Origin of the sequence: Streptomyces sp. NPDC006711, from assembly GCF_042869775.1 — a bacterium.
In the GTDB taxonomy this organism is placed as follows: domain Bacteria; phylum Actinomycetota; class Actinomycetes; order Streptomycetales; family Streptomycetaceae; genus Streptomyces.
Map to the genome: position 1 here is coordinate 50,321 of NZ_JBIAGO010000011.1, position 23,558 is coordinate 73,878.

General features: G+C 72.2%; 14 protein-coding genes. 4 read left to right on the forward strand and 10 right to left on the reverse strand.

The window, feature by feature from the left end:
- Positions 1–68: 68 nt before the first annotated feature.
- Positions 69–2,222, forward strand: coding sequence for a PIG-L family deacetylase (locus tag ACFYM2_RS22035; RefSeq protein ID WP_388838448.1), 2,154 nt, complete (start codon positions 69–71; stop codon positions 2,220–2,222).
- 103 nt (positions 2,223–2,325) lie between these two features.
- Here the strand turns inward: ACFYM2_RS22035 and ACFYM2_RS22040 are convergent, their stop codons facing one another.
- Genes ACFYM2_RS22040 through ACFYM2_RS22050 form a run of 3 tightly spaced genes read right to left on the reverse strand, consistent with a single transcriptional unit; the run spans position 2,326 to position 6,376 of the window.
- Positions 2,326–2,778, reverse strand: a complete 453-nt coding sequence (locus ACFYM2_RS22040) for a GtrA family protein (RefSeq protein ID WP_388454963.1) — start codon at positions 2,776–2,778, stop codon at positions 2,326–2,328.
- Positions 2,778–3,791 (reverse strand): glycosyltransferase family 2 protein, encoded by a 1,014-nt coding sequence (locus ACFYM2_RS22045; RefSeq protein ID WP_388838607.1) that lies wholly within the window; start codon positions 3,789–3,791, stop codon positions 2,778–2,780. Before ACFYM2_RS22045 ends, ACFYM2_RS22040 begins: the two co-directional genes overlap by 1 nt.
- A gap of 2 nt (positions 3,792–3,793) precedes the next feature.
- Positions 3,794–6,376, reverse strand: a complete 2,583-nt coding sequence (locus ACFYM2_RS22050) for a YfhO family protein (RefSeq protein ID WP_388838450.1) — start codon at positions 6,374–6,376, stop codon at positions 3,794–3,796.
- Positions 6,377–6,689: 313 nt separating this feature from the next.
- On the opposite strand from ACFYM2_RS22050, the gene ACFYM2_RS22055 reads away from it, so the two are divergent.
- The 3 genes from ACFYM2_RS22055 to ACFYM2_RS22065 all read left to right on the forward strand — a co-directional run bounded on the left by ACFYM2_RS22055 (position 6,690) and on the right by ACFYM2_RS22065 (position 12,995).
- A complete protein-coding gene (locus tag ACFYM2_RS22055) occupies positions 6,690–9,560 on the forward strand; it encodes a CDP-glycerol glycerophosphotransferase family protein (protein ID WP_388838453.1) in 2,871 nt (956 codons plus the stop codon).
- Complete coding sequence (locus ACFYM2_RS22060) at positions 9,557–10,729, forward strand: glycosyltransferase (RefSeq protein WP_359000161.1); 1,173 nt, start codon at positions 9,557–9,559, stop codon at positions 10,727–10,729. Before ACFYM2_RS22055 ends, ACFYM2_RS22060 begins: the two co-directional genes overlap by 4 nt.
- Positions 10,730–11,120: 391 nt before the next feature.
- Entirely contained in the window at positions 11,121–12,995 is a 1,875-nt protein-coding gene (locus tag ACFYM2_RS22065) for a glycosyltransferase family 2 protein (protein ID WP_388838610.1), read from the forward strand.
- A gap of 108 nt (positions 12,996–13,103) precedes the next feature.
- Here ACFYM2_RS22065 and galE read toward each other — a convergent pair whose 3' ends face one another.
- The 7 genes from galE to ACFYM2_RS22100 form a co-directional block, all read right to left on the reverse strand.
- The gene (galE, locus tag ACFYM2_RS22070; protein ID WP_359000164.1) at positions 13,104–14,078 is read right to left on the reverse strand and encodes a UDP-glucose 4-epimerase GalE; all 975 of its coding nucleotides are present in this window, start codon (positions 14,076–14,078) and stop codon (positions 13,104–13,106) included.
- A 16-nt stretch (positions 14,079–14,094) separates the two neighbouring features.
- Entirely contained in the window at positions 14,095–15,729 is a 1,635-nt protein-coding gene (locus ACFYM2_RS22075; RefSeq protein WP_388454967.1) for a glycosyltransferase family 2 protein, read from the reverse strand.
- Positions 15,730–15,790: 61 nt separating this feature from the next.
- Positions 15,791–17,230, reverse strand: a complete 1,440-nt coding sequence (gene obgE, locus ACFYM2_RS22080; RefSeq protein ID WP_350230243.1) for a GTPase ObgE — start codon at positions 17,228–17,230, stop codon at positions 15,791–15,793.
- 144 nt (positions 17,231–17,374) lie between these two features.
- A complete protein-coding gene (gene rpmA, locus ACFYM2_RS22085; RefSeq protein WP_350230244.1) occupies positions 17,375–17,629 on the reverse strand; it encodes a 50S ribosomal protein L27 in 255 nt (84 codons plus the stop codon).
- A 14-nt stretch (positions 17,630–17,643) separates the two neighbouring features.
- The gene (rplU, locus tag ACFYM2_RS22090; protein WP_120723413.1) at positions 17,644–17,964 is read right to left on the reverse strand and encodes a 50S ribosomal protein L21; all 321 of its coding nucleotides are present in this window, start codon (positions 17,962–17,964) and stop codon (positions 17,644–17,646) included.
- Between the two features lie 170 nt (positions 17,965–18,134).
- A complete protein-coding gene (gene galU, locus ACFYM2_RS22095) occupies positions 18,135–19,007 on the reverse strand; it encodes a UTP--glucose-1-phosphate uridylyltransferase GalU (protein ID WP_388838457.1) in 873 nt (290 codons plus the stop codon).
- Between the two features lie 263 nt (positions 19,008–19,270).
- Positions 19,271–23,398, reverse strand: a complete 4,128-nt coding sequence (locus tag ACFYM2_RS22100; protein WP_388838460.1) for a ribonuclease E/G — start codon at positions 23,396–23,398, stop codon at positions 19,271–19,273.
- Between the last annotated feature and the right edge of the window lie 160 nt (positions 23,399–23,558).

A 23,558-nucleotide genomic window follows, 5' to 3' on the forward strand; every position in this document is an offset into this window, starting at 1 on the left:
AGGAGCGTGCCGAAATGCCCTCGTCACCACCTCGCCGACGTCTGCTGCAGGTCGCCGGGGGCGGCCTCGTGGCGGCGCCTCTCGCGTATGGCGGATGGCAGTGGCTGGCGCCGCACCGAGGGTCGGGCGACGAGGACCCGTCCACGGGCACCACCACGGGAAAGCCCGCGTCGGACTCCGCCGATCAGGCGTATCTGCATGTCATCGCGCACGCCGACGACAGCATCTACTTCATGAACCCGGACCTGGAGCAGTCGATACGCAGCGGCGCCCTGTCCATGACGGTGTGCATGACCAGCGGTGAGTCGGACGGCCGCAACGCGCCCGGCAGGGCGGCCCAGTTCAAGGCGACGCCCACGGACCGGCCCGCCTTCGCGCGCGCCCGCATCAACGGGCTGCGCGCCGCCAACGCCCTGATGGCGACCGGCGACGACAACAGTCCCTGGACGGTGGAGCCGGTGGAGCTGCTGCCGGGATACCGCGCGGAACTGCACTACTTGCAGGCGGCCCCGCATGTGCAGCTGATCTACATGGGCCTGTGCGAGGCGCGCTATGTGAGCGTGCCGCGCCCGGTGAGCATGCGCGGGCTGTGGCTGGGCGCCATCAAGGAGCTGCCGACGCTGCCGGGCACGGGCAGCACGGTGGGGATGCCGCGCGCCTATACCCGCGACCAGATCATCGACGCCCTGGTGGCGGTGATCGCGCGGGTCAACCCGACGGTGATACGGACCCTGGACCCCACGCCGATGCACGCGCCGCGCGAGACGGTGGCGATGATGAGCGCGCCGACGATACTGCGCGGGCTGAGCTATCTGGACCATCAGGACCACACGTCCTCGGCCCGGTTCATGCAGGCCGCGATGGAGCGGTACTGGGGCGCGGGCAAGCGCCGCGCGGCCTCGGTGTCCAACTACATCGGCTACCCGACGAATTACACGCCGCCGTCCCTGGACGCTGCGGCCACCCGGCGCAACTCCCAGCTCCTCAACGCCTACGGCTGGGCGGACCACCGGGACTGCGGCGACCCCTCGGGCTGCGGCGACCTCAAGGTGGGCCCCAACGGTCTCAAGGGCGGCGGGGCCGGCTGGGCGCGCGGCACCCGCACCCGCACGCCGGGCACCTCGCGCTGGGTGGCGCCGCTCAAGGACGGCCGGCTCGCGGCGTTCGCGGTGCTCAACGGCGCGGTGCGCTGCTGGGTGGAGCAGGCGGCGGGAAAGGGCACGTGGCAGGGGCCGTTCGACGCGGTGGGCAGCGCGGGCGGTCCGCTCGACCCGCAGGTGGAGGTCGTGCGCCACGCTGACGGAACGCTTCAGCTGTTCGCGGCGCGTACGGTGCTGCCGTTCAACGGGAACAAGCACCACAAGGAACTGGTGTGCGTCCAGCAGAGCGGCATCGGCGCCGACGGGGTGCCCACGTTCGGCGCCTGGACCTCCCTGGGGGCGCCGGACACCGCCTTGGACAAGACCCTGGAGACGGGCTATCCGGCGACCGCCCTCGCCCCGGACGGCACGGTGCATGTCCTGGTGCGCGACTGGGCGGGCGACATCGCCCTGCGCAGCGGGCGCGGCGGCCGGGGCTGGGGGCCCTGGCGGCTGCTCGACCACCCGGCGGGCAAGCAGCCGCCGCACCCCTTGGTGGTGGAGGGGATCGACGCCCTGGTCGATCCCTCGGGCCGGCTCCATGTGGCCGCTCCGATCGCCAAGACGGTGCTGCACTGGGTGTCGCCCGCGCCGGGCGAGCTGCCGGAGCTGACGCCGCCGACGGGGATGACGCCGTCGGGCAGCGCGGTGAGTCTGGTGGCGGACGGCAAGGGCGGCGTGTGCGCGGTCTACCGCCAGGCGGGCACCGCGCAGGTGGCTCTCGCCTCGCCCGACGGTTCAGGCGAGCAGTGGAAGACGGAGCGGCGCGCTCCGGTGGGCGGTTACGGCCGGGTCGCGGTGGCCCGGCTCAGTGGCAAAGGCTCGCCCCTGATCCTCGCGGCCCGCGACGACCAGGGCCGGGTGGTCGCCTCCTCGCGCGCGTCGGCGGGGCCGGACGGCTGGGAGACGCCGGGGCTTCAGTTCGTGGGGATACCGGGCATCGCCCAGGACGCGGGGGGCCGGGGCGTGATCGTGGTCCTCGGCACGGACGGCCTGCTGTACGCCTCCCGCCAGACCAAGCCGGGCGCCCGGTTCGGGAACTGGGCGGTGGCGGCCCACCAGAGCCAGGGCAGCCGCGTCTAGCGGGACGCGGGCAGCGGGCAGCGGGCAGCCGAACGCGGACATACGGAAAGGGGGCGGACGCCCGTCAGGGTGTCCGCCCCCTTTCGCGTGGGCAGGGTGCCGGCTATTTCACCGGGATCTTGCGCGCCGCCGCCTCGGGTTCGCCGGGGCCCGGATGGCGGGGCACCAGAATCCGACGGGAGAGCACATAAGTGAACGGGATCGCGACCACGGCGGCGACGAGCGGAGCGATCGTCTTGTTCATCCCGACCCAGTGCACCAGGGCGAAGAGCCCGGCGCTCTGCACCACGAAGTTGGTGACATTGGTGAGCGGGAAGAGCAGGAACTTCTTCCAGGTCGGCCGGGTGCGGTAGGTGAAGTAGGTGTTCAGGAAGAACGAGCCGACCATGCTGAGCAGGAAGGCGATGGTGTACGCGATGAAGTACGGCAGGTGCGCCAGGTGGAGCAGCGGCCAGTAGAAGGCGTAGAAGGTGCAGGTGTTGACCCCGCCGACGAAGCCGAACCGGATCACCTGCCCGAGTTGCGTGTCCATCAGACGGTCGAGCCGGGTTCTCATCAGATGGCCCCGCGGGTCCGGGCGTCGTCCAGCGGCTGCTTCAGCGGCTCACGCAGCGGCACCCTCGGCTGCACGCCGTGCGGCTTGCCCGGGAAGCCGTGCGCCTCCTTCACCAGGAAGTGCGGGCGGCGCTTGGTCTCGTAGTAGATGCGCCCGATGTACTCGCCGATCAGGCCGAGCATCACCATCTGCACCCCGCCGAGGCCCACGATGATCGCGACGAGGGTGACATAGCCCGGCGTGCTGACGCCGTAGGCGATGGCGGCGACGATGATCCACAGGGCGTAGGCGGCGCCGACGCCGGCGAGCAGGAGGCCGAGCCAGATCGCGATGCGCAGCGGGCGGTTGTTGAAGGAGATCAGGCCGTCCATGCCGTAGTTGAGCAGGGAGCCGAACTTCCACTTGGTCTCGCCCGCCTCGCGCTGGGCGTTCTGGTAGTCGAAGGTGACGGTGTCGAAGCCGATCCAGGAGAACAGGCCCTTGGAGAAGCGGTTGTACTCACCGAGCGAGAGCAGCGCGTCCACGGCGGGCCGCGACAGCATGCGGAAGTCGCCCACGCCGTCGGTGAGTTCGACGTCGACCCACTTGTTGACCGCGCGGTAGTAGATGCTGCTCAGGGCGGAGCGGACCTTCTTGTCGCCCTCGCGGGTGCGGCGGGCGATGATCTGGTCGTGGCCGAGCTGGTAGAGGTCGATCATCCGCTCGATGAGCTCCGGCGGGTGCTGGAGGTCGGCGTCCATGATGACCACGGCGTCGCCGGTGGCCTCGCGCAGCCCGGCGAGCATGCCGGCCTCCTTGCCGAAGTTGCGGCTGAAGGAGACGTAGCGGGTGGCGTCGGGGTGCTTTTCGGCCAGGTCGCGCAGGTGGATGAGCGTCTTGTCGCGGCTGCCGTCGTCCACGTAGCAGATCTCGTACTCGACGCGCAGGGTGTCAAGGACGCTGCGGGTCTTGGCGTCGAACTGGTCGATGACCGCGTCTTCGTTGTAACAGGGGACGACGACCGACAGCTTCATCATCAGTGCTTTCCGTGGAGGGAAGAGGTGGGCGAGCAACGGGACGACCGGGTACGGATCATGCCTGCGGCCCCCACCGCGAGCAGGGCCGCCAGCGCCAGGCCGCTCGCCAGGAGCCCGGACGTCAGCCCGGGGGTCCGGTACGAGCACGAGAGGCGGGATCCGCCGTCGCCGAGACTCACGGCCATCAGCCCGCCCAGGGTACCGGGGGCCCGCGCGGCGCCGCCGTCCACCGAGCACTGCCAGCCGGTGACGGCGGGCGTGGAGATGACGGCGGTTCCGGTGGTGCCCTCGCGGAAGGTGGCGGCGATCGAGTGGCCGCCGGCCGTGACCTCGAGGGGGGCCGTCGTCGTGAGCTTCTGGACGGCGGCCTTGAGCTTGTCATGGTCCAGGCACCCGACCGGGAACTTCGGGATGTCCTGGATCTTGTGGGTACCCAACGCGACGGTGAACTTGCCGTCCGCCGGTACGGTCCCCAGCGACAGCAGGGTGTTGCTCGTCATGGTGGCGCGGCCGTGCTGCTCCTGGGTCCTGCCGAGCGCCTGGACGCCGCCCGCGTACCAGGGCGCGTACCAGAAGGCCTCGGTGCCCGGGGCGCACGTGGCGCTGAACGTCGTCCACGGGGAGCCCGTGGCGTTGCCGGGCAGGCGCAAGGCGCCGCCGGGGCCGGTGCTGGGCGCCGGGCCGGCGGTGGGCGTGAGGGCGGGTACGTCGTAGACGTCGGCGCCGAGCACGCGTTCCTGGCGGGCGAAGACCGAGGTGTCGTGGGCGCCGGCGTCGGTGGCGCCGCCCGGTCGCCAGGTGACCACGGGCGGCGCCGCCACCGTCTTGCGGGTGAACCCGTCGGCGTTCTTGGCCCAGTCCAGATAGCTGCCGACGCCCATGATCGCGCGGCCGACGGGGTCGGTGACGCTCAGGGTGTGGCGGCCCTGGATGTACCAGCCTGCGCCGAGGCCGTGCAGCGCCTCGGCGGTCGTGGCCGGCACATAGCTGCTGTAGTACGAGCCGCCCTCGCCGCCGAGCAGCAGCGGGTCGTTGTTGGCGAACTCGTGCGGGCCCGGGTCGCTGCGGTGGGCCGGCCAGTCGTCGTGGGCCCGTACGGCGTCGTAGGCGGCGCGGGAGTGGGCGTCCAGGGTCCGCTTCGGGCTCCACCAGGCGCTCTTGTCGCGGATCACGGTGACCGAGAAGACGGTGTACGCGGTGGACAGGAACACGGTGCAGGTCAGCGCGGCGGTCAGGGCGACGCGAAGTCGCCGCTCGCCCCGGTGGCGGTACAGCAGCAGGAGCAGCACGAGGACGAGCGCTCCGCCGCCGACGGTGAGGATCCAGGAGGCGCGCACCAGGTAGACGCTGCGCGCCCCGAGCGCCACCACCACGGCGGTCACCCCCGCGCCGTACAGCAGTTCCCGGGGTTGCGGGCGGCGGGCGAGCGCCATCCAGGCGACGATCACGAGCATCGCGGTGAGGGCGATGGAGGCGCGGTAGGGGCTGCCGTTGGGCATGGCGAGGCCGTGCCAGAGCAGGATCGTCGGCGTCCAGATGAAGGAGAGCGCCACCAGCACGAGCAGGACGCACCAGGCGATCCGTTCCTTGCCGGGCACTCGCCGCACGAAGGGGAGGGTGAACACCAGGAGCAGCGGCAGGATGCCGACGGAGATCTGCGGGGCGGGGGCGAGCAGGCCGCCGGGCAGCAGGTGCGCGAGGTAGTCGGTGACGTCGGGCGGGCCCTGGTAGGTGGCGTCGGGGGCGGGCTGCGAGAGCTTGCTGGCCTTGAGGCCGACGGTCAGGACGGGGGCGGCGAGCAGGATGCCGGTCGCGGTCATCGTGGCGGCCCGCACCAGGGCGTTCAGGCGCTGCCTGCGGGGGGTGTCGGCCAGCAGGAGGCGTACGGCGAAGACCAGGCCCATGCCGATGGTGGCCATCGCCGCGATGTAGAAGTTGCCGGCCCAGGAGGCGAAGACGAGCAGGGCGCCGAGGATCCAGTGGCGCCCGCGCAGGCACCAGTCGGACGCGATGCCGAGCAGCGGGAAGGCGGCCAGGCCCCACATCCACATGGGGTCGGAGAAGCCGTCGGAGATCATCCAGGCGCTGACCGCGTAGCCGGTCGCGAGCAGTGCGCGCAGCCAGGGCGAGCCCGGGCGCAGCCGCCCGAGCAGGACGGTCATGAGGAACGCGCCGAGGCCGACGCTGAACAGGGTGACCAGGAAGACCGGCAGCTCCACCTGGTCGCGCGGGAAGAGCGCGACGAGCCAGGAGAAGGGGTTCATCAGATAGGTGAAGAAGTCCCCCAGAAAGGGGACACCGAATCCGCTGCTCCAGTTGAAAAGCAGGTCTCCGGACGTGTTCCCGCGCAAAAGGTCCCACAGGTGCGCGTGGAAGGGCACGAACTGGTTGCCCAGGTCGTTGACGGCTCGTGAACGGGAACCGAAGGGGTAGGTGCCGTGGACGGCCATCGCCAGGCAGTAGGCCCCCATGGAGATCGCGGCCGACAGCGTCGCGGCGGCCGTCTGGGCCCCGGGCGGCTTCCTGCGGGGACGGTCGGCCTTCTCGGTGGTCGCCGGTCCCGCGGGGGAGGTTTTCAGCACCGTGCCTTCTCGTTCACTCGCCGTATGTCTCTTCGCCCACGCGGTGCCGGTCCGTGACAGCGGTGGGCTCGCGGAGCAGTATGACGTTTCCGGGGGGCGCGTGCCCTGGCATCGCCCCTTCGCTAGAGGGGGACGGCGGGCTTCCGGTTGCCCGGGGCTTCCTCACGGTTGCGTAACGGACCCGTGCGGATGTGCGAATGCGATCACACCGACCCACACCGGCAAGGACCGGCCACCCGTGTGGGCGCCTGCCTGAGGGCCCCCGGACACCAGGTAGCGTTGGCCCGCATGCCATGAGCGCAAATGGATTGAGGTGCCAGTGCCTGACGTCTCCGTGATCGTCATCGTCTACAACGATGAAGATCGACTGCCGACGGCCGTCCAGTCCGTGTTGGATCAGACGCACAGGAGCGTCGAGGTCCTGATCGTCGACGATTGCAGCAAGGACCGCTCCTTCGAGGTCGCGCAGGAGCTCCAGGCCGCCAACCCGGGACGGGTCCGGGCATTCCAGCTGCCGCGCAACAGCGGCGGCTGCGGAGCGCCGCGCAACCACGGTATTTCCGAGGCCCTCGGCACGTACGTGATGTTCCTCGACAGCGACGACGTGCTGGAGCGCAACGCCTGCCGCAACATGGTGGCCGCCGCCGGGCGCACCGGCGCCGACCTCGTCTCGGGCATGTGCGTCCGCGTCCACCTCGACAGCCGGCACGGCAAGACCACCGAGTGGTATCCGTGGATCTACTCCGCGACCCGCACGCTCGAGTCGATCACCGAGATGCCGGACCTGCTGGTCTTCGACACCCTGTCGACGAACAAGTGCTACCGGCGCGCCTACCTGCTCGAACAGGAGCTGACCTTCCCCGTCGGCATCCACTACGAGGACCTGCTGTTCTCCGCGCAGGCCTATGTCGCCGCCGCCCGGATCACCCTGATCCCCAACCACGTCTACTACTGGAACGTCACGGAGAGCGCCGCGGCGAAGTCGATCAGCAACCGGCGCCACGAGATCGCCAACTTCGTGCACCGCATGGAGATCCACCGGCGCGTGGACGACCTGCTCGACGCCAAGGGCTACGACGACCTGAAGTTCCGCAAGGACGTCAAGTTCCTCAAGCACGACCTCGTCCTCCATCTGCGCGATCTGCCGCTGCTCGACAACGCCTACCGGCACGAGTTCGCCGAGCTCGCCAACAGCTATCTGGCGACCATCTCGCCGGACGCCTACGCCGAGGTGACACCCATCCAGGCCATCTGCGCCTACCTCCTGGGCCGCGAGGACTGGCAGAACCTGATGCCGGCCGCCGAGGCCCTGATCACCCCCGGCAAGGTCACCACGCCGCTGGTGGAGAAGGACGGCCGGATCTACTGGTGCGCCGAGCACCTGGACGACCCGGACGGCGCCCGCATCCTGGACGTCACCGACGCCGGCTACCACACCCGCCCGCTGACCAAGCTCTCCCTGGGCAACCGCCTCACCTCCTACGCCGACGACGGGCACGGCAAGGTGCGCCTGGCCGGTTCGGTGGTCAACCCGCTGGGCCGCGTCAAGCCCGGCGCCGAACTGCACGGCTCCCTGGAGTTCCGGGCCCGGCGCACCAGCTTGCAGTCCTTCCACTTCCCGCTCACCTCGCTGACCCACGCGGGGCGGACGCTGGACTGGACGGCGCAGGCGGACATCGCCCGCAAGCTGCGCCCGCTGGGCATCATCGACGTGGTCTGGGACGTCTGGCTCAACCTGGACATCGACGGCGACACGGTCTCCACCCGGGTCTCGGCCGGCAGCATCGACGTGAACTCCGGGCATCCGCTGCGCGTGCGCCCCCGGCTGACCCGCCTGGTCTCCGACCGCATCGAGCCCTCCGTCTCCAAGAAGGGCAACCTGTCCTACGTCCTGACCGCCCGGGGCGCGGCGGCCGTGCGCGCCCAGGGTCTGATCGAGGAGGCGCTGCGCAGCCGGGCGGCGGGCGTCGCCAAGAAGAGCCTGCGCAAGGCCCGCCGGGCCAAGAAGGACCTCAGCTCGGGCGCCACCAAGGTCCGGGTGTACGAGGAGGTGCTGAGCAAACTGCCCCTCCGCAAGGGCCTGGTGGTCTTCGAGAGCCACCTGGGCAAGCAGTTCAGCGACAGCCCCAAGGCCATCTACGACGAACTGCGCCGCCAGGGCGTGGACTTCGAGGCCGTGTGGTCCTATGAGGGCGCCAAGCCGACCGGGTTCCCCAAGGACGCCACGCTGGTACGGCGCTGGAGCTACGCCTATCTCAGGGCGCTGGCGCAGGCGGAGTTCTGGATCGACAACCAGGGCTTCCCCGCCTCCCTCACCAAACGCCCCGGTACCACCTACATCCAGACCTGGCACGGCAGCGCGCTCAAGCGGATGGGCTTCGACCTGCCGCAGATGAAGCTCCTGGGCCGCCCCGAGCGCGAGCGCCGCCAGCGCGCCCTGGACCGCTTCGACCACTTCCTGGTCCGCTCCGAGCACGATGTGCGCACCTTGGCCCGGAGCTTCGGACTGCGCGAGGACCGGCTGCTGCGCACCGGATACCCGCGCAACGACGAACTGGTCAAGGCCCGCGAGGCGGAAGCCGCCCTGGGCGCCCGCGAGCGCGGCCCGCTCGCCGGGGAACTGGGGATCGACCCGGCCAAGAAGGTCCTGCTGTACGCGCCGACGTTCCGGGCCACCCCCCAGGGCGCGGTCCGCGCCTTCGAACTGCCCTTTGACGTCGAGGAGTTCGCCAGGCGCTTCGGTGAGGAGTACACGCTGCTCATCCGCTCGCACTACCTCAACCAGGTCGTGCTGCCGCCCTCGGTGCGCGGCCGGGTCATCGACGTGTCCAGCGGCTACGACATCTCGCCACTGCTCGTCCTCGCCGACGCCCTGATCACCGACTACTCCTCGCTGATGTTCGACTACACGCTCCTGGACCGCCCGATGGTCTTCTACGCGTACGACTACGACGAGTACGCGGACGAGAGCCGGGGCACCTACTTCGACCTGCGCGAGAAGGCGCCGGGCCCGGTCGTGACGAGCGAGGCCGAACTGTTCGCGGCCGTCGAGGACCTGAAGGCGGCCGACACCGAGTTCGCGGCGGCGCGCGAGCGCTTCACCGCCGAGTTCGCCGAGTACGACCAGGGCACCGCGGCCGAGCGCATCGTCGCGAAGTTCTTCACCTCCGGGAGCGGCAAGTGACCGAGCAGCCCGCCAAGGACGGCGGCCGTGACATCTTCCTCGTCTGCAACGCCGTCAACGAGCTCGGCGGCGTCGGGACCTGGACGCACCAGATGGCCCGCCTCTTCGCGGCCCGGGGCCACCTGGTGCACGTCGTCGGCATCACCCCGCCCTCGCACCCCTTCGAGCTGGACGAGGACCTGCCGTACGGGACGACGACGCTCTACGACGTCCACCCGCCGTCGGTGCCCGGCGCGCGCGGCATCAAGGGCAAGCTGAACGTGGCCGACCGCCGCCGGCGCGCCGCCCGCGCCGAGGGCATGCGGGAGCAGGCGGACAAGCTCACCCGGATGTTCGACCGGGCCAGGCCCGGCGCGGTCGTCATCGTCACGCAGGTGTGGGCGATGGAGTGGGTGGCGCTCGCCGACACCTCGGCGCTCACCGTCATCGGCATGACGCACGAGTCGTTCGAGACCTGCCGCAGATCCTCCCGCTTCGGACGGGTCAAGCGGTTCTACGGCAACAGCGGCGTCGACCGGCTGCTCGCGCTGACCCGCGAGGACGCCGACCTGTGGGCCCAACAGAGGCTCGACAACGTCGACTTCATGCCCAACCCGCTGCCGTTCTTCCCCCAGACGCCGTCGCCGCGCACCGGCAAGCACGTGGTGAGCATCGGCCGCCTGCACGAGGAGAAGGGCACCGATCTGCTGCTCGACGCCTGGTCGGAGGTGGCGCCGCTGCACCCGGGCTGGACGCTGCGCGTGTACGGCACGGGATCGGACGAGGCCGCGCTGCGCCGCCAGTGCGCCGAGCTCGGCCTGGACGGCTCGGTGGAGTGGATGGGCCGCACCGACGATCCGGCGGGCGCGCTGCGCGAGGGTTCGGTCTTCACGCTCGCCTCGCGCGGCGAGGGCTTCCCGCTGTCACTCCTTGAGGCCATGGCGACCGGCGTGCCCTGTGTGGCCTTCGACGTGGCGCCCGGCATCCGGGAGATCATCCGGGACGGCGAGGACGGCCTGCTGGCGCCGCCCGGCAACACGCTGGCCTTCGCGCGCCGCCTCGACAGCCTGCTCGGCGACCAGGAGCTGCGCGACCGCCTCGGCGAGGCGGCCCGGGCCAACATCCAGCGCTACCGGACCGAGGAGATCGTCCGGCGCTGGGAGGACCTGTTCGCGTTCCTGGAGCGCTGAGCCGGCGGCCGCGCGCTTCGCGTTCCTGGAGCGCTGAGCCGACGGCCGCGCGCTTCGCGTTCCTGGAGCGCTGAGCCGACGGCCGCGCGCGCCGGCGCGCGCGGTGAGCCGATCGACCGCCGATCGGCCGCCGACCGACTGCTGATCGGCCGCTGACCGGCCGCGATCGCCTCCGGCCCCGGCACACCGTGTGTGCCGGGGCCTTTCGCCGTCCTCACCTGCGAACCGTCCGCGGGGCGGGTTGTCCACACCCTTTGACACAGGTCCCTCGGGCGTCGTCCAATGAAAAGGAGGAAATGTGCCAGCGTCCCTTGCTTGGTGAGCCGGTGTCCTGGCGTGCCCCGACCATGCCTGCCATCCGTGCTCCCGGCCGAGGATGTGTTCTGTGTCCATGGACCCCGTCGTCACCGTGATCGTCCCCGTGCACAACACCCTGCGCTATCTGGAGCGTTGCCTGGGATCGGTGGACGCGCAGACCATCGGCCGGCGCAGGCTCGAAGTGATCGTGGTCGACGACGGCTCCGGCGACGGCAGCGGCGCCTGGCTCGACGACTGGGCCCGCGACCGGGACAACGCCCGGGTGATCCACCAGGCGGCCTCCGGCGGCGCGGGCAAGCCCCGCAACGTGGGCATCGGTCTCGCGCGCGGCACCTACCTGTTCTTCCTCGACTCCGACGACCACCTCGGCCCGGACGCGCTGCGGCGGATGGTGGCGATGGCCGACCGGGAGAAGTCCGACGTCGTGTACGGCCGGATCGTGGGCGTGGGCCGCAACGCCCCGGTGGACCTGCGCACCACCAGCCCCGAGGTCAGCCTCTACGACTCCCCCGTCTACTGGACGCTGGCCCCCTACAAACTGTGGCGCCGCTCGCTGATCGAGGAACACGGGCTCAGGTTCGCCGAGCACCGCCTGCTCAACGAGGACGTGGCCTTCGCCGTCCCCGCGGTGCTGCGCGCCAAGAAGATCTCCGTGGTCGCCGACCACGACTGCTACTTCCTCGAAGGCCGCGGCGACGGGACCAACGCCAGCCGTCAGGACGTCGACTGGGCCGATCAACTCGCCTTCGTGGGCGGCATCCTGCGCACGGTGGCCGATCTGGTGCCGGCCGGCCCCGAACGGGACAAACTGATGGAGCGTCACTTCCACGGTGAAGTCCTCAGCATGTTCGCCGAGCCCTATCTGGCCCGCGACGCCGAGGACCGCGAGGCCATCGCGGCCGCCGCCCGCGTCCTGCTCGACGAGTGGAGCACCGACCGGATCACGCGGGCGTTGCCGCCCCGGCTCAGACTGCGCGCGCACTGTCTGCGGGCCGGCCTCCTGGACGAGCTCGCCGAGATCATCCGCGCCGACACCGGAGCCACCCCGCCCCCCGCCCATCTGGAGGGCGACCGCGCCTACGCCGCCTACCCCTACTTCCGCGACGAGCGAGCGGCGATCCCCGACTCCTGCTACGACCTGACCTCCCGCGTCCGGCTCGTCCAGCGCGTCGACTCCTATACGTGGCAGGGGCCGGTGCTGCGGCTGAGCGGCACGGCCCGGCTCAGCGAGATCGACGACGAGGGCCTGCGCGTCGGCGTGCTGCTGCGCCGCCAGGGCTACACCTACTGGGTGCCCGCCGACGTCTCCGAGGACGGCACGTACACGCTCTCCATCGACATCGGCCGGGCCGCCGACGGCGAGCCGCTGCCCGAGGGGACATGGAGCATGCGGATCGTGGCGAGCGCGGGCGAGCTGCGCAGGGAGGCGTGGCTCGCGCGCCCCGAGGGCAGCCGGTACGACGCCCCGCCCGGGCCCCGCCTGGTCGATCGCGGCCGGGCGGGGCCCGTCGCGGCCGCCGTCTTCCACTCGGCGGCCCACCAGCACCTCAACCTCGACATCGGCGACACCCGCGTGCTGCTGCCGACCACGGCACGGGGCGCCGTCACCCGCACCCGCCTCGGCCGCGTCGAGGCCACCGCCCGCGTCACCGTGCCGGGCTGGCGGCCCGGCCTCGGCAAGGCCCGGCTGCTGCTCGTCTCCGGCCGGCGCACCCTGACCGCGCCCACCTCCACCGAGGTCGGCGCCGACGGCCGCGTCTCGGCGGTGGCCCGCGCCGACGGCGTCGATCCGGGCACCTGGGAGCTGCGGCTGCGCCTGATCGCCGGCGGGTTCCGGCGGGACCTCGTGGTGAGCGACGCCTCGGGCGCGCCGGTGCGGCTGAGCGTTCCGGTCCCGCTGGTGCGCCAGGTGCGCCGCAGGGCGGCCTCGGTACTGCGCGGACACTGAGCACAGCGCGAAGGCCCCGCCCGACGGGCGAGGCCTTCGTGTGCGCGGCTTTTGTGTGCGCGGGGCCTTCGTGTGCCCGGCGCCTTGGTGTGCGCGGGGCCGCGTGGATCAGCCGTCGCGGTGGTGGCGCCAGCCCGCCCACGCCGAGGAGATCATCGCGCGCACGTCGTGGCGGGCCTTCCAGCCGAGCTCGGCGGCGATGCGGTCGGCGGAGGCCACCACACGCGCCGGGTCGCCCGCGCGGCGCGGGTGGACCTCGGGGGCGATGCCGCGCCCGGTGATCTCGTTGATCAGGTCGACCATCTCGCGTACCGAAACGCCTTCGCCACGGCCGATGTTGACCGTCAGGTCCACGGCGCCGCCGGGGGCCTCGGCGAGCTTGCGGGCGGCGGCGAGGTGGGCGTCGGCCAGGTCCTCGACGTGGATGTAGTCGCGCACGCACGTGCCGTCGGGGGTGGCGTAGTCGTCGCCGAAGATGCGCGGCGGCTGCCCGTCCTCCAGCTTCTCGAACACCATCGGTACGAGGTTGAAGATGCCGGTGTCGGCGAGTTCGGGGGCGGCGGCGCCCGCCACGTTGAAGTAGCGCAGGCAGCCCGTGGAGATGTTGTGCGCCTTCCCGGCCGCGCGCACCAGCCACTCACCGGCGAGCTTGGTCTCGCCATAGGGGCTCATCGGCAGGCACGGGGTGTCCTCGGTGACGAGGTCGACGTCGGGCATGCCGTACACGGACGCGGACGACGAGAACAGGAAGGTGCGCACGCCCGCCGCGGCCACCGCTTCGAGGAGCACGGTCAGACCGAAGACGTTCTCGCGGTAGTAGTGCAGCGGGATCTCGACCGACTCGCCGACCTGCTTCTTGCCCGCGAGGTGCACCACGCCGGTGATGGCGTGCTCGGCCAGGGCGCGGTCGACGAGTTCACGGTCGAGGACGGAGCCGACCACCAAAGGCACGTCCTGCGGCAGCCGGGCCGCGTCGCCGGTGGAGAGGTCGTCCAGGACGACGACCCGCTCCCCCGCCGACGTCATGGCCCGCACTACGTGGGACCCGATGTATCCGGCGCCGCCAGTGATCAGAAAAGTCATGTGCGCGTCCACGTCCTCATCGTCGCCTTGAACGGGCCGCCCGGGCGAGTCTGCGCAGCTTCCCGCCGACCACTCCGAGAGCCCCCTGCAATCCGGGCGCGAGCCGCACCGAGAGCGATCCGCTCGATGTGCGGTACGGCTGCACCAGCAGAACACCGTACCCTCTGGCGGGAACCACCGTGCGCCGCAGACCCGAGGGCCGGGCCCGCAGCGAGGTGCACGGTCCGACCGGCGCGGCGCCGCTCAGACAGACCCGCAGATCCCAGATCTGGGTGCCGCGCCCGCCCGCCGCGGCCAGCCGGGTCAGCGGCACCAGGACCTGCCCGGCCCAGCCGCCCTCGGCCGCGCGCAGCGGCGCGGTGATGGTCAGGACGCCGCGGTCGCCGTCGCGCGGCACGAACTCGACGTCGGCGCGCGCGGGGGCGCCGCTCGCGGTGAGCCGTCCGTACAGTTCGTGCACCCGCAGCTTGAGCAGGCTGCGCCGGCCTGCCTGGAACGTCGCGTCCACGGTGACCGGCAGCCGCTCGGCGGGCAGCGCCGCCAGCCCGTCGAGGGGCACCCGCGCGAGGTCCTTGGCCCACACCGGGCCGCCATCGGCGGTGGCGTACGGCGGGATGAGGCGGGCCGGGTCGGCGGCGAGCTGCGCGAGCCGGTCGAGATCGCGGGGGCTTTCGCAGGCGAGCACCACCTGGGCGCTCCAGCGGGCCGGCGCCGTCGCGGCGGCGAACTCGGCGGGGTCGAAGCCGGTGAGATAGGCGCGGGTAAGACGCCACCAGTCCGCCCGGTAGCCGACGTCGCGCACCCGCAGTTCGCGCAGGTACAGACAGAGGTCGTAGTCGATGAACTTGGTGCGGCAGGCGGCGGCGAGCGCCTTGCGGTCGGCGCCCCGGAAGGTCTCGACGGCGCGCACGTGGGCGGCGATCCTCGCCTGCCAATTGCCGATGTCCTGGCGCGCGAGCGAGATGGAGACGTGGCTGGCGGCGCGGCGCACATGCCAGACGTACACGAGCCGGGGCACGATCGCGACGCGGGGGGCGGCGGCGTACACGCGGGCCGTGAAGACGAAGTCCTCGTACACGAACTTGCCGTCGGGGAACGTCAGTTGATGGCCCGTCAGGAAGTCGCGGCGGTAGAGCTTGTTGACGCACAGGGTGTCGTGCAGGAGTTCGGGGGCCGCCTCGGGCGACTCGTGCACCGCCGCTTCCCGGTACAGCCCGGGCTGCCAGCGCACGTCTTGGCGCTCGGGCAGCTCGCGGCGCACGACCCGGCCCACGGCGACCTCGGCGCCGCTCTCCTCGGCCGCGCCCACCAGGGCCGGCACGGCGCCGGGCGGCAGCACGTCGTCGCTGTCGAGGAACATCACGTACCTGCCGGTGGCGGCGGCGATCCCGTCGTTGCGGGGCGTTCCGCAGCCGCCGCTGTTCTCGGTGCGGCGCACCACCTTGACCCGGGGTTCGACGGCGGCCAGATGCTCCAGGACGGCGGGGGTGGCGTCGTGGGAGCAGTCGTCCACGGCCACGACCTCAAAGACGTCCGGACCCTGGGCGAGGGCCGAGCGGACGGCCTCGGCGACCAGCTCGGCGTCGTTGTAGGCGATGACGACGACACTGACGCCGCGAGGGCCGTCCGAAGTGGGGGGGCTCTGGGTCACGCGGGAATCCTACGGGAGCCAGCTGTGGCCCCTGGTCTCGACCAAGGGCCACCCTGACCGATTAGAACGGTCCGAATTCCTTGAATTCCTGGTCGGCTTCGTCCCGCTCGGCGTCGCGGTCCCGGCGGCGCTGCGCGGCAGGCCGGGGGGCTTCGAGGCGGTGGTCCTCGCCTCGGCGGCCGAGCATTTCGGCGCCCGCCATCATGGTGGGCTCCCAGTCGAAGACGACCGCGTTCTCCTCGGGGCCGATGGCCACGCCGTCACCCGAACGGGCGCCTGCCTTCATCAGCGCCTCCTCGACGCCGAGGCGGTTGAGCCGGTCAGCGAGGTAGCCGACGGCCTCGTCGTTGTTGAAGTCGGTCTGGCGGATCCAGCGCTCGGGCTTCTCGCCGCGCACCCGGTAGACCTCGTTCGCCTCGTCGTAGGTGACGGTGAAGCCCGCGTCGTCGACGGCCTTGGGGCGGATGACGATGCGCGTCGCCTCCTCCTTCGGCTTGGCGGCGCGCGCCTCGGCGACGATCGCGGCGAGCGCGAAGGACAGCTCCTTCAGGCCCGTGCGGGCCACGGCCGACACCTCGAAGACCTGGTAGCCGCGCTCTTGCAGTTCCGGCCGGATCATGTCGGCGAGGTCCTGGCCGTCCGGGATGTCGATCTTGTTGAGGACCACGATGCGGGGCCGGTCGTCGAGCCCGCCGTACTGGCGCAGCTCCTCCTCGATGATGTCGAGGTCGGAGACCGGGTCGCGGTCGGATTCGAGCGTCGCGGTGTCCAGGACGTGCACGAGGACCGAGCAGCGCTCGACGTGCCGCAGGAATTCCAGGCCGAGGCCCTTGCCCTGGCTGGCTCCGGGGATCAGACCGGGGACGTCGGCGATGGTGTAGACGGTCGAGCCGGCCGTCACCACGCCCAGGTTGGGGACGAGCGTCGTGAACGGGTAGTCCGCGATCTTCGGCTTGGCCGCGGAGAGCACCGAGATCAGCGAGGACTTGCCGGCGCTCGGGTAGCCCACGAGGGCCACGTCGGCGACGGTCTTGAGCTCCAGGACGATGTCGGCCGACTCGCCGGGCACGCCGAGCAGCGCGAAACCGGGGGCCTTGCGGCGGGCGGAGGCGAGCGCCGCGTTGCCGAGGCCGCCGCGGCCGCCCTGGCCCGCGATGTAGGTGGTGCCCTCACCGACGAGGTCGGCGAGCACATTGCCCTGCTTGTCCAGGACGACGGTGCCGTCGGGCACGGGCAGGATCAGGTCCTGGCCGTCCTTGCCCGAGCGGTTGTCGCCGGCGCCGGGCTGGCCGTTGGTGGCCTTGCGGTGCGGCGAGTGGTGGTATTCGAGGAGCGTGGTCACCGACTGGTCGACGACCAGGGTGACGTCGCCGCCACGGCCGCCGTTGCCGCCGTCCGGGCCGCCGAGCGGCTTGAACTTCTCACGGTGGACGGAGGCACAGCCGTGGCCTCCGTTACCCGCGGCGACGTGCAGCTCGACGCGGTCCACGAAGGTGGTCATGGGATGTGCCTCCTGGGGCCCCCGGCGAAAGACCGGGGGAAGATACGGGGATGTCTATTCTGTAACACGCGAAAGGCGGACCCGCTTCCCGAAAGGGAAGTGAGGTCCGCCTCCGCTGAAACCGCTCTACAGATGCCTAAGTGATCAGGCAGCCGGAACGATGTTCACGACCTTGCGGCCGCGGTGGGTGCCGAACTCCACCGCACCGGCCTGGAGCGCGAAGAGGGTGTCGTCGCCACCGCGACCGACGCCCGCGCCCGGGTGGAAGTGGGTGCCGCGCTGGCGGACCAGGATCTCACCGGCGTTGACGGTCTGACCGCCGAAGCGCTTGACGCCGAGCCGCTGAGCGTTGGAATCGCGACCGTTCCGAGTGGACGATGCGCCCTTCTTGTGTGCCATGTCTCCTCAGTCCCTTACTTCGCAGCCGTGGGGATGCCGGTGACCTTGATCGCCGTGTACTGCTGGCGGTGGCCCTGGCGACGGCGGTAACCGGTCTTGTTCTTGTACCGAAGGATGTCGATCTTGGCACCCTTGTGGTGGTCCACGATCTCGGCGGTGACCTTGATGCCGGCCAGCACCCACGGGTCGCTGGTCACAGCGTCGCCGTCGACAACGAGCAGGGTCGAGAGCTCGACCGTGTCGCCAACCTTGGCAGTGGAAATCTTGTCAACCTCAACGATGTCGCCGACAGCAACCTTGTGCTGGCGACCACCGCTGCGCACGATGGCGTACACGCGGATCTCTCTCTCGCTCGATACGGAACCCTTGAAGCCAGCCGTCCCGCGAAGAAGCAGGGGGCCTCCCCCGGCGGACCGGGAGGTGAGGTGCTCAGGGGCGGGCGCGTAGACAAACACGCCGAGGGACAAGGCTACGGGGCCGGACGTGGCGGGTCAAACCAGCGTCATTACCCGCACTCCTCGGCGACGAAACCACGCAGCCACGAGCGGAAGTCCGGGCCCAGATCCGCGCGCTCGCCGGCCAGGCGGACGATGGCCCGCAGATACTCCGCCCGATCACCGGTGTCGTAGCGGCGGCCGGTGAAGACGACGCCGTGCACGGTGTCGAGCCGGTTGAGCGCGTCGGTGAGCTGGATCTCGCCGCCCCGGCCCGGCCCGGTGCGGCGCAGCGCCTCGAAGACGGCCGGGTCAAGGACGTAGCGGCCGATCACCGCCAGGTTCGAGGGCGCCGCCGACCGGTCCGGCTTCTCCACCAGGCTCCGTACGCGGACGACGTCGGCCTCGCCGGTCGCCTCGACGGCGGCGCATCCGTACTGGTGGATCTGCTCGGGCGCCACCTCCATCAGCGCGACCACGCTGCCGCCCTCGCGTTCGCGCACCTCCACCATGCGGGCGAGGAGCGGATCGCGGGCGTCGATCAGGTCGTCGCCGAGCAGCACCGCGAAGGGCTCGTCCCCGACGTGCGGGGCGGCGCACAGCACCGCGTGCCCGAGCCCCTTGGGATCGCCCTGGCGTACGTAGTGGATCGCGCCGAGGCCGCTGGGCTCGCGGACCTTGGCGAGCCGGTCGGCGTCGCCCCTGCGGGCCAGCGCGGACTCCAGCTCGTGGTTGCGGTCGAAGTGGTCCTCAAGGGCCCGCTTGTTGCGCCCGGTGACCATCAGGACGTCCCACAGCCCCGCCGCGACGGCCTCCTCGACGACGTACTGGATCGCCGGTTTGTCGACCACCGGCAGCATCTCCTTGGGAGTGGCCTTGGTGGCGGGCAGGAAACGGGTGCCGAGACCGGCTGCGGGGATGACGGCTTTGCTGATCACACTCATGCGGGGCGCGGACTCTCCTTCGTCACGACAGAGCCCGCCCCCGGCGATCCGGGGGCGGGCTCCTGGGCCTCGCATCAGCCAACTACCGCTCGATGTACATGGGCTGAGCGGCGGCTGTCCGTCAGCTGTCGGGTGGCGGGGGGCGGCGGGCAGCCGGCGACGGGCGGGTGCGGGATGGCGAGAGGGGTGACGGTGGGAGGGGTGACGGCGGACGACAACTGATAACTGACGATGGAAAGTTGTCAGCTGTCGTCCGCCAACTGTCAGTCCTCCGTCGTCGCCGACACCGACGGCGGCTGCTGTTCGGCCGCCGCCGTCTTCTTCGCCGTGGCCTTCTTCGCGGTCGTCTTCTTTGCCGCCGTCTTCTTCGCCGCCGTCTTCGTGGCCGCCGTCTTCTTGGTGGCGGCCTTCTTCGCGGTGGCCTTCTTCGCCGTCTTGCGGGCCGCCTTCTTGGCCGGTGCGGCCTCCTCGGCGCTCTCCGGGGACTGCGCCGGGTCCGAGGACACGGCCGACTCGGCGGGCGCGGCCGGCTCTGCTGCCGGGGTGGCGACCACCACGACGACCGCGGCGTCCTCGGCGCCCGACGGCGAACCGGCGGGGGCCGTGGCCTTGCGGGTGGCGCGACGGCGGGCCCGCGGCGGGGCGGCGACGGGCGCCTCCTCGACGACGGACTCGGTCACGGGCGCGGCGGGCTCGGCCACGGGCGCCTCGGCCTTCGCCTCCTGCGCCTTCGGCTCGGGCTCCGTGACGACCACGACCGGCTCGGCGGCGGCCGACGTCGGCGCGCCCGCGGGGGCGGTCGCCTTGCGGGTGGCGCGACGGCGGTTGGGGGCGCCTCCCTGGCCCTTGAGGCCCCGGGAGAGGCCGCGCGGCGCGTCGTCCTCGATGAACGAGGCGACCGTCACGGCGGCCGGGGCCCGCTCGGGCTCCGCCTCCTTGGGCTCCCTGCCCTGCTTGGCCTCCTCGGCCACGGGGGCCGGGGCCGCCGGAGTCTCGGCGGAGGCGGCGCGCGGCGCGCCGGCGGGCGCGGATGCCCTGCGGGTGGCGCGGCGGCGCGAGCGGCCGCCACGGGCCGCATACTCCGCCTCTGCGACGCTGCTGTACAGCTCCTCGTCGGGCACGAACTCGGGCTCGGCGAGCGCGACGGGCGCCGCGATCTCCGCGGCGACCTCGGCCTCGGACTCGCTGGCCTCGACGTCCTCGACGTCCTCGATGGCTTCGGCCTCGGCGGTCTCGTGCTCGTGCTCGTGGGTGTGCTGGTCATGCTGGTCGTGCTCGGCGCCGCCGCGGCCGCGCTTCTTGGCACGCTTGCCCGCGCCGCCGCCGCCGACCGCGGCCGGCTGCTCCATGTGCACGATCACGCCGCGCCCGTTGCAGTGGACGCAGGTCTCCGAGAACGATTCGAGCAGGCCCTGGCCGACCCGCTTGCGGGTCATCTGCACCAGGCCGAGCGAGGTGACCTCGGCCACCTGGTGCTTGGTGCGGTCGCGGCCCAGGCACTCGAGCAGCCGGCGCAGGACCAGGTCGCGGTTGGACTCAAGGACCATGTCGATGAAGTCGATGACGACGATGCCGCCGAGGTCGCGCAGCCGCAGCTGGCGCACGATCTCCTCGGCCGCTTCGAGGTTGTTCTTCGTCACGGTCTCTTCGAGGTTGCCGCCCTGGCCGGTGAACTTGCCGGTGTTGACGTCGACGACGATCATCGCCTCGGTCTTGTCGATCACCAGCGAACCGCCCGAGGGCAGCCAGACCTTGCGGTCGAGCGCCTTCGCCAGCTGCTCGTCGATCCGGTACGCCGCGAAGACGTCGACCTCGCTGGTCCAGCGCGACAGGCGCTCGGTGAGGTCCGGGGCGACGTGGGCGACGTACCCGCGGATGGTCTCCCACGCCTCGTCACCGCTGACGATGACCTTGGTGAAGTCCTCGTTGAAGATGTCGCGGACGACCCGGACGGTCATGTCCGGCTCGCCGTAGAGCAGCGACGGCGAGGACGTCGAGATCTGGTTGGCCTTCTTCTGGATCTCGGCCCACTGCGCCTGAAGGCGCTCGACGTCGCGGCGCAGCTCGTCCTCGCTGGCGCCCTCGGCGGCGGTGCGCACGATGACGCCCGCGTCCTCGGGGACGATCTTCTTGAGGATGGTCTTCAGACGCGCGCGCTCGGTGTCGGGGAGCTTGCGGCTGATGCCGGTCATCGAGCCCTCGGGCACGTACACCAGGTAGCGGCCGGGCAGCGAGACCTGGCTGGTCAGGCGGGCGCCCTTGTGGCCGATGGGGTCCTTGGTGACCTGGACGAGCACCGACTGGCCGGACTTGAGTGCGGCTTCGATGCGGCGCGGGCCGTTGCCCATGCCGAGCGATTCGAAGTTGACCTCACCGGCGTACAGGACGGCGTTGCGGCCCTTGCCGATGTCGACGAACGCGGCCTCCATGGACGGCAGCACGTTCTGGACCTTGCCCAGGTAGACGTTGCCGACGTAGGAGGTGGCCTGCTCCTTGTTGACGTAGTGCTCGACGAGCACGTCGTCTTCCAGGACACCGATCTGGGTGCGCTCGCCGCTCTGGCGCACGACCATCACGCGCTCGACGGCTTCGCGGCGGGCCAGGAACTCGGCCTCGGTGATGATCGGGACGCGGCGGCGGCCCTGCTCGCGGCCTTCGCGGCGGCGCTGCTTCTTGGCTTCCAGACGCGTCGAGCCCTTGATGGACTGGACCTCGTCGGACGAGGAGGACGCGAGGGCGTCCATGCGCTCGCGGACCGGGCGCGGCTCGCGGACCTTGACGACCGTGCGCTCCGGGTCGTCGGTGCCGGTCTCGGCCTCGGGGCCCGCGTCGCCCGTGCGGCGACGGCGGCGGCGCCGGCGACGGCTGCTGCTGGTGCCGGCGGCGGAGGGCGTGCCGTCGGTGTCGTCGTCCTCGTCCTCGTGCTCGTGCTCGTCGGACTCGGACTCGGTCTCACCGTGGGCGGCTTCGCCCTGTTCGGCCTGCTCGTACGTCTGCTCGTCCGCGGCGTCCTCCGCCTCGGCGCTCTCACCGCGGCGACGGCGACGGCCGCCTCGGCGACGGCGGCGCGAGGGGCGGTCGTCGTCGGTGTCGTCGGAGTCCGCGTCGGCCTCGGCCTCGGCGGGCTCGTGGGACTGCTCCTCGACCTCGTCGGCGGGCTTGTCCTGGACGGGTTCGGCGCTCTCGCCGCGGCGGCGGCGCCGGCGCGAGCGGCCCTGGGGTTCGGCGGCGGGCTCGGCGGCGACGGGCTCGGGGGCGGCGGCCTCGACCACCGTCTCCTCGTCCTCGGCGGGCTCGTCGACGCGCGCGGCGGCGGCAGCGGCGGCCGTCTCCGGGGTCTGGAACATCGGCTCGGTGAACACGGGCGCCTGGAACACGGCGACGGCGGGGCGCGTGGCGCGGCGGCGGGAGCGGCCGGTGGGGGCGGGCTCCTCGGCGCGCGGGGCGGCGGCCTGCGGCTCCGGCTCGACGGGGGTGAACTGCGGGGCGGAGGCGGGGCGCGCGGCGCGGCGGCGGCTCCGGCCCCGGGGTGCCTCGTCCTCGACGGGTGCTTGGGCTGCGGCCGGGGCCTCGGCGACGGCGGTCGCCTGGTCCTCGTCCGTCTCCTCGGGGGCGGCGGGCGCCTCGGGCTGCTCGGGCGCGGTGACCTCGGCGGCGACGGTGGTCTCCGGCGCGGTCGCCTTGCGGGTGGCGCGGCGGCGGGTACGCGGCGCGGGCGCCTCGGTGGCCTCTTCGGCGGCGGGCGCGGCGGGGGCCGCAGTCTCGTCGGGGGCTACGGGCGTGGCGGCCGGGGCCTGGGCGGCCTCGACGATCTCCTCGGCGGCGCGGGGCGCGCCGGCGGGCGCGGTGGCCTTGCGGGTGGCGCGGCGGCGGGCACGCGGGGCGGGGGTCTCGGCGCTGTCGCCGGTCGCCTCGGGGGCGGCGGGCGCGGGCTCGGCCTCGACGATCTCCTCGGCGGGGGCCGGGGCGCCGGCGGGGGCGGTGGCCTTGCGCGTGGCGCGGCGGCGGGTGCGCGGGGCGGGCGCGGCGGCGGTGTCGTCGGCGGCGGGCGCCTCGGTGGCGGGGGCCTCGGTGGTGGCCGGCGTCTGCGCGGTCTCGGCGCCCGGGGCCGTGGTGGTGGCCGGGGCGGACGCGGTGCGCGTGGCGCGGCGGCGGGTGCGGGGCGCGGGTGCGGCGGCCTCGTCGGCGGCGGGCGCGTCCGGCGCGGTGTGCTGGTTCTCGGCCTGGGCGGGGGCCGGGGCCTGGGCGGTGGGCTCGGTGCCCTGCGCTCCGGCCGGGGGCCCGGCGGGCCGCGACGCCGCGCGGCGCCTGCGGCGCGGCGGCAGCGTGTCGCTGGGGCTGCTCTGGTCGTTGGTGTTTCCGGGGGTGCCGGATTCGTTCTGCTCAAGCATGCGGGCGTAGCTCCCGTCACGCTCCCGGGCGCCGCGCCTGTTCCGGTCCGGCGGCACGTACCGCGTGATGTGCGCGGGTGTCGCCGTCCGGGGCGCGGGCGCCGCACGGGAGCTGATATGTCTGGCTCGCCGGTTCCCTGCGCGGTGTACGCACGGCCTG